Source organism: Pseudarthrobacter sp. 10T415 (genome assembly GCF_056394175.1).
Genome location: NZ_JBFTHJ010000007.1, coordinates 131,595 through 145,181, shown reverse-complemented (window position 1 = coordinate 145,181; position 13,587 = coordinate 131,595). Strand labels below are relative to the sequence as shown.

Below are 13,587 nucleotides of genomic sequence, written 5' to 3'. Positions count from 1 at the left end.
CAGGCCGGCAGTGGCGCTTTTTGCTGGCATCCCTTTTTCGGGCCACGCCCGGTTCTCCGACGGCTGCACCCACTAGGCTGGAGCTGCAGCCACATATCCCGTCCGGTCGATCACCGGACGCTTCGAGATTGGTCAGAGTTTTGAAACTTGAACTCAGAGGCATCACCAAACGCTTTGGGACCCTGCTCGCCAACGACCACATCGACGTGGTGGTTGAATCCGGCCAGATCCACTGCCTGCTGGGCGAAAACGGGGCCGGTAAATCCACCCTGATGAACGTGCTCTACGGACTGTACGAGCCGTCCGACGGCGAAATCCTCATCGACGGAAAACCCGTCTCCTTCCGTGGCCCGGGTGACGCCATGGCGGCCGGCATCGGCATGGTGCACCAGCACTTCATGCTTGTCCCGGTATTCACCGTCGCCGAAAACGTTGCCCTGGGTGCCGAGCCCACCAAGGCGGCGGGCTTCCTCAACCTGGACGAAACCAGGCGCCGGATCCGGGAAATCTCGGACCAGTACGGCTTCGACGTCGATCCCGACGCCCTGGTGGAAGACCTTCCCGTGGGCGTCCAGCAGCGCGTTGAGATCATCAAGGCGCTGGTCCGCAACGCCAAGGTCCTCATCCTCGATGAACCCACCGCCGTCCTCACCCCGCAGGAAACCGACGAACTCCTGGACATCATGCGGCAGCTCAAGGCCGGCGGAACCTCCATCGTCTTCATTTCCCACAAGCTGCGTGAGGTCAAGGAAGTCTCGGACACCATTACCGTTATCCGACGCGGCAAGGTGGTCGGCTCCGCGGAACCCTCGGCTTCCACCACGGACCTTGCCTCGATGATGGTGGGCCGCGCCGTCAGCCTCACCCTCGAAAAGGCCCCCGCGAAGCCGCAGGAGAAAACCTTCGAGGTCCGGGACCTGACAGTCATCGCCCACAACGGCCAGCACGTGGTGGATGGACTCAGCTTCGACATCGCCCGCGGCGAAATCCTGGCCGTGGCCGGCGTCCAGGGCAACGGCCAGACCGAACTCACCGAAGCCATCCTGGGACTCCAGGAGCGGGTGTCCGGCTCCATCACCCTCGACGGCAAGGAACTCCTGGGCCGGTCCGTCAAGGACGTCCTGAAGGCCGGCGTCGGATTCGTCCCCGAAGACCGCAAGGTGGACGGCCTGGTGGGAACCTTCTCCGTCGCCGAAAACCTGGTCCTGGACCTTTACGACAAACCTCCCTACGCCAAGGGCATCAGCATGAGCCCGGCCAGGATCCTCGAAAACGCCAAAGCCCGCATCGAGGAATTCGATGTCCGCACGCCCTCCGCAGCTGCGGCCGCCGGGACACTGTCCGGCGGCAACCAGCAAAAGGTGGTGATGGCCCGCGAGCTCTCCCGCCCCCTGCGCCTGTTCATTGCTTCCCAGCCCACCCGCGGCGTGGACGTCGGCTCCATCGAATTCCTCCACCGGCGCATCGTCGCCGAACGCGACCAGGGCACGCCGGTGATGATCATCAGCACCGAACTCGATGAGGTCATGGAACTCGCTGACCGTATCGCCGTGCTGTACAAGGGCAAGCTGGTGGGCATCGTACCCGCCGGCACCGGCCGCGACGTCCTTGGCCTGATGATGGCCGGAATCCACCCGGATGAACAGGCCCAACCCCAGCCGGCCGCCAGCCGCCCGGCCCCCACCTCCGACGCCGAGGGAGGCGACCATGTCTGAGCAGCATCCCCCCAAACGAACTGGCGGCGAAGAGCAGGGTGACACCCAGCCAGCCAAGCCGCACCAGGCCAACCTTGCCGCCGAGGAAACCGCCGCCGTCGTCTCCGTGGACACGGCCGGCGGCGCCATGGGCCCCTCGGCCGTCCCTGCCAGTGCCCAAAGCGGCCAGCTGCCCGGCGGCCCTGACACGCTGCTCCGAAAGATCTTCACCGGCAGCGGCATGGTGTCCGTCCTGGCAGTTTTCCTGGCCCTCGTCATCGGCGGCCTGCTCATTGCCAGCACCGACACTCGGGTGGCCTCCACGGCCAGCTACTTCTTCGCCCGCCCCGCCGACTTCCTGACCGCCGTCTGGAACGCCGCAACCCGCTCCTACATCGCCCTGTTCCAAGGGGCCGTGTTCAACCCCCGCGGCAACAGTGTGGCAGCCCAGTTCGCTCCGTTCATGGAGACCCTCACCATCGCCACGCCGCTGATCACCGCCGGCCTGGGAGTGGCGCTTGCCTTCCGGGCAGGGCTCTTCAACATCGGCGCCCAGGGCCAGATCATCGTGGCAGGCATCCTTGCCGCCTGGGTTGGTTTCGCACTGCACCTCCCGCTGGGCCTGCACCTGTTGCTGGTCCTGGTGGCGGGCATCATCGGCGGCGCGCTCTGGGGCGGCCTCGTCGGCGTGCTGAAGGCCCGCACGGGAGCCCATGAGGTCATCCTCACTATCATGTTCAACTACATCGCCCTCTACTTCCTGCGGTACCTGCTGAACACCCCGGCCTTCCAGCGCCCGGGGGAGTCGAACCCCATCTCACCCATCCTGGATCCGTCCGCCGTGTACCCCCAGATCTTCGGCAGCCAGTACCGGCTCCACCTGGGCTTCGTCCTCGCCATCGGCGCCACTTTCCTGGTCTGGTGGCTCCTGAACCGGTCCACGGTCGGCTTCGAGTTCCGCGCCGTGGGTGCCAACCCCAAGGCTGCCCAGACCGCCGGCATCAACGTGTCCCGCTCCACCATCCTGGTGATGGCCATCGCCGGCGGACTGGCCGGCATGTCCGGCGTGGCCCAGGTGGCCGGCACCGAAAAAGTCCTCACGGACGGCGTGGCAGCCACCTACGGCTTCGACGCCATCACCGTCGCACTGCTGGGACGTTCGACGCCGTGGGGCACTTTCGCAGCAGGGCTGCTGTTCGGCGCCTTCCGCGCCGGAGCCGTCCAGATGCAAATCCAGACCGGCACGCCCATCGACATTGTCCTGGTGGTCCAGTCGCTGATCGTCCTCTTCATCGCCGCGCCGCCGCTGGTGCGCGCCGTCTTCGGGCTCAACCCGCGGCGGAAGAAGCCCGCCCGCGCCGCCAAGTCCACGAAGGCAGCCACCACCGGAGGTGCAGCATGAGCACAACAGTTTCATCCCGGCCGGGCAACCCGCAGCCGGACAACGCCGCGGCGGATACCGGCGCGGCAGCCACCTCCGCCAAGCCGGTGAGCTGGAAGACCCCCGTCCTGCTGGCCGCTTTCGGGCTGATCGCCCTCGTGTTCTTCGGACTCCTCGGCCCCAACAAGACGGCCAGCTTCGGCATCTCCACGGGAAGCGACTTCTTCCAGTTGCCCGCCCTGGAGGTCAACGCCTTCGGCGGCGGCATTGTGCTGTCGGTGCTCCTCCTGGCCCTCGCCGCTTACGCCGTCTACCTTAAGACCAAGGGACGCCCTGCCCCCGGCTGGCTGACTGTTACGTTCATTGTCCTGTTCGTGGCCGCGTTCCTGATCTGGGTGGTGGGCGGCGCCCGCACTCCCAGCATCTCGCTGGCAGGCCTCATCGCCGGCTCGGTCACCCTGGCCGTGCCGCTGGTGTTCGGTTCGCTCTCCGGTGTCCTTTGCGAACGCGTCGGCGTGGTTAACATCGCCATCGAAGGCCAGCTGCTCGGTGGCGCCTTCACCGCCGCCATTGTTGCCACCATGACGCAGAACCCCTTCATCGGCCTGGCTGCCGCGGCCGTTGCAGGCGCCGTGGTGTCCATGGTGCTGGCCCTGTTCAGCATCAAGTACCTGGTCAACCAGATCATCGTTGGCGTTGTCCTGAACGTCCTCGTCTCCGGCGTCACCGGCTTCCTCTTCAGCACCGTGATGCAGGAAGACAAAGCCCGGTTCAACTCGCCGCCGGGGCTGGACATCATCGAGATCCCCGTCCTGTCCGAGGTTCCCATCATCGGACCCATCCTGTTCCGCCAGTCGCTGGTGGGGTATCTGATGTACGTCGCAGTACTGGTGGTCTGGGTAGGCCTCTTCAAGACGCGCTGGGGGCTGCGGGTCCGCGCCGTGGGCGAGCACCCCCAGGCCGCCGACACCCTGGGCATCAACGTCAACGCCACCCGGTTCTGGAACGTCACCCTGGGCGGTGCCGTGGCCGGAATCGGTGGATCGTTCTTCACCCTGGTGGCCATCGACAGCTTCACCAAGGAGATCTCCGGCGGCCGCGGGTTCATCGCCCTTGCCGCCCTCATCTTCGGCAGGTGGAACCCCATTGGAGCGTTCTTCGCGGCCCTGCTGTTTGGCTTCGCGGACAACCTGCAGAGCATCGTCACCATCATTGGCACCCCGGTTCCCAGCCAGTTCATGGCCATGCTCCCGTACCTGGTGACCGTCCTGGCCGTTGCCGGCCTGGTGGGCAGGTCCCGGGGGCCGGCGGCCAGCGGCATACCGTACGTCAAGGGTTGACCGGCGTGGGGAACACTGTTGACTGGCCTGCGCTGGAGGCAGCCGCCGTCGACGCCATGCGCAAAGCCTACGCGCCCTATTCCAAGTTCCCGGTGGGGGCTGCGGCCCTCACCGGGGACGGCCGGATCGTCAGTGGCTGCAACGTGGAGAACGCCAGCTACGGCCTGACGCTTTGCGCCGAGTGCGCCCTGGTGGGGAACCTCCAGATGACCGGGGGCGGCAGCCTCCGTGCCTTTTACTGCGTGGACGGTACCGGAAATGTGCTGATGCCGTGCGGGCGTTGCAGGCAGTTGCTGTACGAATTCCGTGCTCCGGACATGGAGCTCATGACCACCCAAGGAATCAAGACCATGGACCAGGTCCTTCCTGATGCCTTCGGTCCCGAACACCTGGAGGAAACCCGATGACAGAGACCCGCGCAACGGACACCGTTGCCGAAGCCTTCGACGCCGTGGACATCATCCGCGTCAAGAGGGACAAGGGCACGCTGAGCCCGGAGCAGATCGACTGGACCATCGATGCCTACACCCGCGGCGTCATCGCGGATGAGCAGATGGCCGCGCTGAATATGGCCATCCTGCTCAACGGCATGGACCGCACCGAGATTGCGCGCTGGACGGCCGCGATGATCGCCTCCGGCGAACGGATGGACTTCTCCAGCCTTCGCCGCCCCGACGGCGGCCTGAAATACACGTCGGACAAGCACTCCACCGGCGGCGTGGGAGACAAGATCACCCTGCCGCTGGCCCCGCTGGTGGCGGTGTTCGGCGTCGCCGTCCCGCAGCTGTCCGGCCGCGGCCTGGGGCACACCGGCGGCACCCTGGACAAGCTGGAATCGATCCCCGGCTGGCGGGCGTCCCTGAGCAACGACGAAATACTCGCCCAGCTCCAGGACGTGGGTGCGGTCATCTGCGCCGCCGGGGCAGGCCTGGCGCCGGCAGACAAGAAGCTGTACGCGCTGCGCGACGTGACCGGCACGGTGGAGGCCATCCCGCTGATTGCCTCCTCCATCATGAGCAAGAAGATCGCCGAAGGCACCGGCTCCCTCGTGCTAGACGTGAAGGTGGGCAGCGGCGCGTTCATGAAGGACGAGGCCAAGGCCCGCGAGCTGGCGGAAACTATGGTGGCCCTGGGCCAGGACGCCGGCGTGAACACGGTGGCACTGCTCACTAACATGGGCACCCCGCTCGGCCTGACAGCCGGGAACGCGATCGAAGTCGAGGAATCGGTGGAGGTGCTGGCGGGCGGCGGCCCGGCCGACGTCGTCGAACTGACGGTCAGGCTCGCCGAGGAAATGCTCGCCTGCGCAGGAGTTCACGACGCCGATCCGGCCGCAGCCCTCAAGGACGGGCGCGCCATGGACGTGTGGAACAGGATGATCCGGGCCCAGGGCGGCGACCCCGCCGCGAAGCTGCCGGTGGCCCGGGAGTCGGAGGTGGTCTACGCTCCGGCCGACGGCGTCGTGGTGGAACTGGATGCCCTCTCCGTGGGCGTTGCGGCTTGGCGCCTGGGAGCCGGACGTGCCCGCAAGGAGGATGCCGTGCAGGCAGGCGCAGGGGTGCGCATGCATGCCAAGCCGGGTGCTGTGGTCCGGGCCGGCGAACCGCTGATGACCCTGCTGACGGACACCCCTGAGCGTTTCGACCGGGCAAAGGAAGCGCTGGAGCACGCAGTGGTGATTGCACCGGAGGGTTCGCGGCCCGCACAGCAGCTGATCATTGACCGAATAGCATAGAAAGCTATGCAGGCCATCAATGACTTCATCCTCGCTGCAGCCGGACAACCCTGGGTACTCTTCCTCGTCCTGGCCTGTTGCGTCATTGACGGCTTCTTCCCTCCGATCCCCAGCGAGTCCGTCGTGGTGGGCCTCGCGGCCGTGGCCGCCACGGCGGACATACCCAATCCGTACGTCCTGATGGCCGTTGCTGCGCTGGGCGCGTTCGCCGGGGACAACATCGCCTACCTGATTGGCCGGAAAGTCGGCACCACCCGGTGGGCCTGGATGCGCGGCCAGCGCATGCAGGGCGCGTTCCGGTGGGCCGGCGCGGAACTGCGCAAACGGCCTGCCTCGCTGATCCTCGTGGCGCGGTTTGTCCCCATCGGCCGCGTTGCCGTCAACCTGACGGCCGGCGTAACCCACTACCACCACCTGCGTTTCGTCGGCCTGACCTGCCTGTCCGCAGCTCTGTGGGCGGCCTACTCGGTGGGTATCGGGCTGTTCTTCGGGCAGTGGTTCGAGGAGAACCACCTCCTGGGCGCTGCCATCGCCATCGTCTGCGCCGTGGCGCTTGGCATCATCGTGGACCTGGTGATCAACAAGCTCAGGGGCAAGCCCAACGTCGTGGACCGGATTCGCGAACCCGAAGCCTGAACCAGTCCCGCGGCGTCCCCTTCCGCAGCACCCCGTCTCCACCCCGGGGAGGAGGCCCGGACGGCGCCAAGATCAGCCGCTGGGACGACGCCGGCGCACTCGCTGCCGGGATAGCGTTGCAGTGGTGTTCCCGGGGCGGGGGCGTAGCGAACGACGCCTCCGCCGTGGGACACTTAGGAACGATTTCCGCTTTGGCTGCGTCGCTATGGCAGCGGCATTTTTGTCTAGGAGCAAGACTGCGTGGAGTTTATTAATGAGGCCGTGCTCCATGCAGCGGGCCAGTGGTGGATCTACCCGGTCCTCTTGGTGTTCTTTTTCGTGGACGGCTTCGCGATGGTGGTCCCCAGTGAGACCCTCATCGTCGCCCTGGCGGCCTTCTCCCGGCACAGCGGCGAACCCAACATGTGGATCCTTGGTGCCACCGCGCTGATCGGCGCCATGGCCGGAGACAACATGGCTTTCATGCTCGGCCGCAAAATCGGCCTGGACCGGTGGAAGTGGATGCGCAGGCCCAGGGTCCGGAAGGTCTTCAGCTGGGCGCGCTATGAACTGGATAAGCGCGGCGCGGTACTGATCTTCACCGCACGCTACATTCCCTGGGGCCGGGTGGCAGTCAACTACGTGGCGGGCAGCACCGGGTTCGGCCACCGCCGCTTCTTCGTCCTTGACGCCTTCGCCTGCCTCACCTGGGTGGGCTACTCCATCGGCATCGGCCTGCTGGCCAGCTCGTTCCCCTGGCTGCACCACAACCCGCTGCTCAGCGCCGGCATCGCCGTGGTGTTCGCCATCGTCCTGGGTGTCCTCCTGGACCACATGCTGCGCTGGTGGCACAAGCACCTGGCCCGCAAGGACGCCACGGAAGTGGACGAGTGGCTGGACGGCGGCCCCTCCGGTGCCCGGGACAGCTCAACCGGCGGTCCGGCATTCCTCGCACCGGCAGCCAAGGACGGCGGACCCACTGCCGCCTAGCGGCTGGCATTGAACCGGCACCCACCCTAAGGTGGGAACGTGACTGAGCCTATTGTTGACGAAGCCCCTGCCATCGATTTCGACCTGAAGAGCCTGCCGAAGGTGTCGCTGCACGACCATCTGGACGGCGGACTCCGTCCGGCCACCATCATCGAACTGGCGGAGGCCGTGGGCCACCAGCTCCCTTCCACCGATCCCGTGGCCCTGGGCGAATGGTTCCGCGAGTCCGCGGACTCCGGTTCCCTGGTCCGCTACCTCGAAACCTTCGATCACACGGTGGCCGTGATGCAGACGCACGAAGGCCTGGTCCGGGTAGCGAAGGAGTTCGTCGAGGATTTGGCGGACGACGGCGTGGTGTACGGCGAGGTGCGCTGGGCGCCGGAGCAGCACCTCCAGAAGGGACTCACCCTCGACGAGACAGTCGAAGCGGTCCAGGAAGGCCTCGAAGCCGGTGTCGAGGCAGTCAGCGACAGCGGCCGCGAAATCCAGGTGGGTCAGCTCATTACCGCGATGCGCCATGCCGACCGCGGCCAGGAGATCGCCGAGCTGGCCGTCCGCCACCGCAACAAGGGCGCAGTCGGTTTCGACATCGCCGGGGCCGAGGACGGCTTCCTGCCGTCCCGCTTCCGTGACGCCTTCACCTACCTGGCGCAGCAGAACTTCCCCGCCACTGTCCACGCCGGCGAAGCGGCGGGCCTGGACAGCATCCAGTCCGCCCTCGTGGACGGCCGCGCGCTGCGCCTGGGCCACGGCGTCCGGATCGCCGAGGACGTCACGGTGGAATTCGACGAAGACACCGAATCCGAGGACACGGTGGGCCTGGTCACGCTGGGCGATCTGTCGAGCTGGATCCGGGACCGCGGCATCGCCCTGGAAATCTGCCCGTCGTCCAACCTCCAGACCGGAGCAATCGCCGCTTTCGGTGAGGGCATCGAAAGCCACCCCCTGGACATGCTGTACCAGCTGGGCTTCAACGTCACCATCAACACCGACAACCGCCTCATGAGCGGCGTCACCCTCACGGATGAGTTCGAACTGCTCGTGGAGACGTTCGACTACGATCTCGATGACCTGCTGGAGCTCACCCTGAACGCGGCCGAAGCCGCCTTCCTGCCGCTCGAGGAAAAGGAAGCGCTGGTGGAGTACATCAACGACGCCTACGCCAACCTTGGCTGACCAGCATCCCGAAACCCCCGGCTCCCCAAAGGGCGAGCTGGGGGAGCTGCTGGGGCTGATAGCCCAGCTGCGGGAGCACTGCCCGTGGATGGGCGCCCTGACCCACGCATCGCTCGTGGAATACCTCCTCGAAGAGGCCTACGAAGTGGCCGAGACCATCGAGGAAGGTCACCCGGACAGTGAGCTGCTTGGCGAGCTGGGCGATGTCCTGCTCCAGGTGGTCCTCCACGCCCGGCTGGCTGAGGAGCGCGGCGCGTTCACGTTCGACGACGTCGCGCGCGGCCTGGGTGCCAAGATGATCCGCCGCAATCCGCACGTCTTCCGCCCGGACGGCACCCTGCAGGACAGCTTTCCCGCCACCGTGGAACAGATCGTGCAGAAGTGGGACGCGGTCAAGCGGGCCGAAAAACCGGAGCGGACGGACCCGTTCGAGGGCATTCCGCAGGCGCTGCCGGCCCTCGCCAGGGCACAGAAATCGCTCGACCGGGCTGCGCGGGCCGGCGTAGCCGCGCCAGCAGCAATTGAGGCCGGGCCCGCCGCGGTCGAAGCCGGCCCCTTCGCGTCGGAGGAGGAGCTCGGAAACTTGCTCCTCGCCGTCGTCCGTTCCGCCAACGCCGGCGGGTTCGACGCCGAACGCGCCCTTCGCGGGGCCGTGCGGCACTACCAGCAGCAGGCAAGCCGCAACCCGGAAGGGCCGGACCCTGCACCATCATGACGTCCGCCGGTGGTGAGGTTTCCGTAACCTCCACCACTCTCGACTACGCTGTTTCCTGACGAGGACGTCGAGTTTTTCTGCCACATCCCCCCGTTAATCGCCCATAAGGAGCAAATTCATGGCGCTTATCGATGCCATCCACGCCCGCGAGATCCTCGATTCCCGCGGCAACCCGACCGTAGAAGTTGAGGTCCTGCTTTCTGACGGCCAGATCGGCCGCGCAGCAGTTCCGTCCGGCGCATCCACCGGCGAGCACGAGGCAGTCGAACTCCGCGACGGCGACAAGGGCCGCTACCTCGGCAAGGGCGTCCAGAAGGCCGTTGACGCCGTGATCGACCAGATCGCTCCCGCCCTCACCGGTTTCGACGCAACCGACCAGCGCAGCATCGACCAGGCCATGCTGGACCTGGACGGCACCCCGAACAAGGGCAAGCTGGGCGCCAACGCCATCCTGGGTGTTTCCCTGGCCGTCGCCAACGCAGCCGCCGCTTCCGCTGACCTCCCGCTGTACAAGTACCTGGGCGGCCCGAACGCCCACGTGCTGCCCGTTCCGCTGATGAACATCCTCAACGGTGGCTCGCACGCCGACTCCGACGTCGACATCCAGGAATTCATGGTTGTCCCGCTGGGTGCTGAGACCTTCTCCGAGGGCCTCCGCTGGGGCGTTGAGGTTTACCACGCGCTCAAAGCTGTCCTGCAGGAAAAGGGCCTCTCCACCGGCCTTGGCGACGAAGGCGGCTTCGCGCCCAACCTGCCGTCCAACCGCGCAGCGCTGGACCTGATCCAGGAAGCCATCAAGAACGCCGGCTACACCCCGGGCAAGGACATCGCCCTGGCCCTGGACGTTGCCTCTTCCGAGTTCTTCAAGGACGGCGCCTACCAGTTCGAAGGCAAGGCACTGTCCGCCAGCGAAATGAGCGCCTACTACGCAGAGCTCGTTGCGGACTACCCGCTGGTTTCCATCGAGGATCCGCTGGACGAGAACGACTGGGAAGGCTGGAAGACCCTCACCGACGCCATCGGCGACAAGGTCCAGCTGGTGGGCGACGACCTCTTCGTCACCAACCCGTCCATCCTGCAGCGCGGCATCGACACCCGGACCGCAAACTCCCTGCTGGTCAAGGTGAACCAGATCGGCTCCCTGACCGAGACCCTGGACGCCGTCAGCCTCGCCCAGCGCGCCGGCTACACCACCATCACCTCGCACCGCTCCGGCGAGACCGAGGACACCACCATCGCCGACATCTCGGTGGCCACCAACGCCGGCCAGATCAAGACCGGCGCCCCGGCCCGCTCCGAGCGCGTCGCCAAGTACAACCAGCTGCTGCGCATCGAAGAGGAACTCGATGACGCCGCACGCTACGCCGGCCGCAGCGCGTTCCCGCGTTTCAAGGGCTAGTAGCCGCGTAATCCAACGGGCGGTGGCTATGGTTGAAAGACCATAGCCACCGCTGCTGTTTCTGCAGCAGCCCGTCCGCCCGGTTGTTGCCCGGCGCAAGTTGTTAATCAACCGCGCTGTGGCAATAAAGGATCATCACAGACAGTGGCGGCCGCAGGCAGGCCGCGTTTCAGGAGTGTCATGGCCACCCGCCGTCCCAAAGTTCCCAAGGTCGCCCCCAACCGCCCAGCCAAGGACACGTCCGACGCCGGTCACGCGCAGGGTGCCGACGTCATCAGGGCGCACTTCGGTTCCGGCAAGGACGGCGCCGGTCACGCTCCGGGCGGCGCGGCGGGTTCATCACCGGCAGGCAGGAACTCCGGCAGCCCGGCTGGAACCCGCAGCGGATCCGGAAGCGGCCCGGCGCAGGCCAAGACCGCCGCGGCGGGCACCGCACGGACCGGCGCAACTGCCGGGAAGACCGTCCCGAAGGGTGGCGCCCCGTCCCCGGAAGCGGACCAGCAGCCCGTCCCGGCCAAGGCATTCTCCGGGCGGATGCTGGCCCTGGCAGTGGTCATGATTGCCATCACCATCATGCTGGCGCCCACGGTCAAGGTTTTCTTCGACAAGAAAGCCGAAATCGACGCCCTCAACGCGGACATCGCCGCACGCCAGGCCGCCGGGGACTCCCTCCGCCAACAGGTCTCGCGGTGGCAGGACCCCAACTACGTGAAGCAGCAGGCCCGCGACCGCATTAACATGGTTATGCCGGGCGAAACCGGCTACTGGGTATTCGGCAGCGATTTGCCGGCCGACGAAACCGGCGGCCAGCCCGGTGCCGCAGCCGCCCAAGACCCCGCAGATCTGCCGTGGGTGGATTCCCTGTGGGAGTCCATCACGCGCGCGGCGACTGAATAAACGCAACAGGAAGGACGGCCCGCGACAGTGGAAAACAACACGGCAGCCGCCCGGGAGAACTCCCGCCAACCATCCGCACATGACCTGGACGTATTGAGCAGGCAGCTGGGACGACCCGTCCGCGATGTGGTGGAAATTCCTGCCCGCTGCGTCTGCGGCAACCCCCTCGTGGCGGCCACCGCCCCGCGGCTGGGCAACGGTACCCCGTTCCCCACCACGTTCTACCTGACGCACCCCGTCATCACGTCCGCCGTCTCACGGCTTGAGGCAGCCGGCGTCATGAACGAGATGAACGGCGAACTCGCCGCCGACAGCCAGCTTGCCGCGGCCTACCGTTCCGCCCATGAGGCCTACCTGGCCGCCCGCGATGCCATCGGGGAGCGGTCTGGGATCGGCGCCGTCCCCGAAATCGACGGCGTCTCCGCCGGCGGCATGCCCACCCGCGTCAAGTGCCTCCACGTCCTGGTGGGCCACTCCCTGGCCGCCGGACCCGGCGTCAACCCCCTGGGTGACGATGCACTGGTCCGCATCCAGGAATGGTGGACCGCGGACCGCTGCTACTGCGACGGCGCCTGGGACTCCACGGGCGAGGCTCCGTCCAAGGACCTCAGCCGGCACGGACCCCAGGGCCTGCCCGGCATCGTGGGCCGGCCGGCACCGGTGCGGAAGTCCGCCACAGCCACGGAGGCCCCGGAATGACACGTGTGGCCGCCATCGACTGCGGCACCAACTCCATCCGCCTGCTCATCGCCGACATCGACCGGAGCACCGGCACCCCCCGCCTCACGGACGTCGTCCGGGAAATGCGCGTGGTCCGGCTCGGGGAAGGCGTGGACGCCACGGGGGAGTTCACCCAGGGAGCACTGGACCGCACCTTCGCGGCCACCGCTGACTATGCGGAGCTCATCCGCCGGCACGGCGCCGAAAAGATCCGGTTCGTGGCGACGTCCGCCAGCCGGGACGCCCGGAACCGGGACGTCTTCGTGGACGGCATCCGCGACCTGCTGGGTGTGGCCCCCGAGGTCATCTCCGGAAACGAAGAGGCCGCGCTGTCCTTCGTCGGGGCCAGCAGCGTCCTGCCCATCCTGGACGGCCACGAGGTGCTGGTGGTTGACCTCGGCGGCGGAAGCACCGAGTTCGTACTGGGTACCGGAGCCGGCGTCACCGCGGCCCGTTCGGTGGATATCGGCTGCGTCCGCCTGACCGAGCGGCACCTGCGGAACGATCCGCCAACCCCCGAACAGATCGCCGCCGCGGAAGCCGACGTGGACGAAGCCATTGCCCTCGCCGGCCGTGAGGTCCCGCTGGAACGCGCCACCGCCGTCGTCGGCGTTGCAGGCTCCATCACCACCATCACGGCGCACGCCCTCGGGCTGACCGAGTACTCGCCGGAGGCCATCCATGGTGCCGAACTGCCCATCGACACGGTGCGGGACGCGTCGTCGGACCTCCTGGGCATGGTCCGCGCCGACCGTGCCGGGCTGCCGTACATGCACCCCGGGCGGGTGGACGTCATCGGCGCCGGGGGACTGGTGTGGCGCCGCATCCTGGAGCAGGTGAACCGGCTCTCAGGCGGCCGGGTCACCACCGCAACGGCGAGTGAACACGACATCCTTGACGGCATTGCCCTGAGCATCGGCTGATT

13 protein-coding genes are annotated in these 13,587 nt (G+C 67.0%); all 13 read left to right on the top strand.

All coding sequences use genetic code 11. The features are described from left to right. Positions 1-140: 140 nt before the first annotated feature. Entirely contained in the window at positions 141-1,715 is a 1,575-nt protein-coding gene (locus AC1DBN_RS11760) for an ABC transporter ATP-binding protein (protein ID WP_477723253.1), read from the top strand. Then, positions 1,708-3,096, top strand: a complete 1,389-nt coding sequence (locus AC1DBN_RS11755) for an ABC transporter permease (protein ID WP_091718926.1) — start codon at positions 1,708-1,710, stop codon at positions 3,094-3,096. Before AC1DBN_RS11760 ends, AC1DBN_RS11755 begins: the two co-directional genes overlap by 8 nt. Then, entirely contained in the window at positions 3,093-4,415 is a 1,323-nt protein-coding gene (locus AC1DBN_RS11750; RefSeq protein WP_091718928.1) for an ABC transporter permease, read from the top strand. The genes AC1DBN_RS11755 and AC1DBN_RS11750 overlap by 4 nt, the downstream gene beginning before the upstream one ends. A gap of 5 nt (positions 4,416-4,420) precedes the next feature. Then, positions 4,421-4,822 carry a cytidine deaminase gene (locus tag AC1DBN_RS11745; RefSeq protein WP_082497437.1) on the top strand — a complete coding sequence of 134 codons (402 nt, stop codon included), beginning with the start codon at positions 4,421-4,423 and terminating at the stop codon, positions 4,820-4,822. Then, on the top strand, positions 4,819-6,150 hold the full coding sequence (locus AC1DBN_RS11740; RefSeq protein ID WP_477723252.1) for a thymidine phosphorylase: 1,332 nt from the start codon (positions 4,819-4,821) through the stop codon (positions 6,148-6,150). Before AC1DBN_RS11745 ends, AC1DBN_RS11740 begins: the two co-directional genes overlap by 4 nt. A 6-nt stretch (positions 6,151-6,156) precedes the next feature. Then, entirely contained in the window at positions 6,157-6,786 is a 630-nt protein-coding gene (locus AC1DBN_RS11735; protein WP_091718933.1) for a DedA family protein, read from the top strand. A 240-nt stretch (positions 6,787-7,026) separates the two neighbouring features. Next, positions 7,027-7,755 carry a DedA family protein gene (locus tag AC1DBN_RS11730; RefSeq protein WP_056082014.1) on the top strand — a complete coding sequence of 243 codons (729 nt, stop codon included), beginning with the start codon at positions 7,027-7,029 and terminating at the stop codon, positions 7,753-7,755. A gap of 39 nt (positions 7,756-7,794) precedes the next feature. Then, positions 7,795-8,931, top strand: a complete 1,137-nt coding sequence (locus AC1DBN_RS11725; protein WP_477723251.1) for an adenosine deaminase — start codon at positions 7,795-7,797, stop codon at positions 8,929-8,931. An 88-nt stretch (positions 8,932-9,019) separates the two neighbouring features. Beyond that, a complete protein-coding gene (locus tag AC1DBN_RS11720; RefSeq protein ID WP_314215355.1) occupies positions 9,020-9,646 on the top strand; it encodes a MazG nucleotide pyrophosphohydrolase domain-containing protein in 627 nt (208 codons plus the stop codon). A gap of 118 nt (positions 9,647-9,764) precedes the next feature. Beyond that, entirely contained in the window at positions 9,765-11,045 is a 1,281-nt protein-coding gene (gene eno / locus AC1DBN_RS11715; protein WP_091718936.1) for a phosphopyruvate hydratase, read from the top strand. Between the two features lie 180 nt (positions 11,046-11,225). After that, positions 11,226-11,942 (top strand): FtsB family cell division protein, encoded by a 717-nt coding sequence (locus AC1DBN_RS11710; RefSeq protein WP_091718938.1) that lies wholly within the window; start codon positions 11,226-11,228, stop codon positions 11,940-11,942. Positions 11,943-11,969: 27 nt separating this feature from the next. Beyond that, positions 11,970-12,641: a DUF501 domain-containing protein gene (locus AC1DBN_RS11705; protein WP_091718940.1), complete on the top strand. Its 672-nt coding sequence runs from the start codon at positions 11,970-11,972 to the stop codon at positions 12,639-12,641. Continuing rightward, the gene (locus AC1DBN_RS11700; RefSeq protein ID WP_091718943.1) at positions 12,638-13,585 is read left to right on the top strand and encodes a Ppx/GppA phosphatase family protein; all 948 of its coding nucleotides are present in this window, start codon (positions 12,638-12,640) and stop codon (positions 13,583-13,585) included. Before AC1DBN_RS11705 ends, AC1DBN_RS11700 begins: the two co-directional genes overlap by 4 nt. Positions 13,586-13,587: the final 2 nt, after the last annotated feature.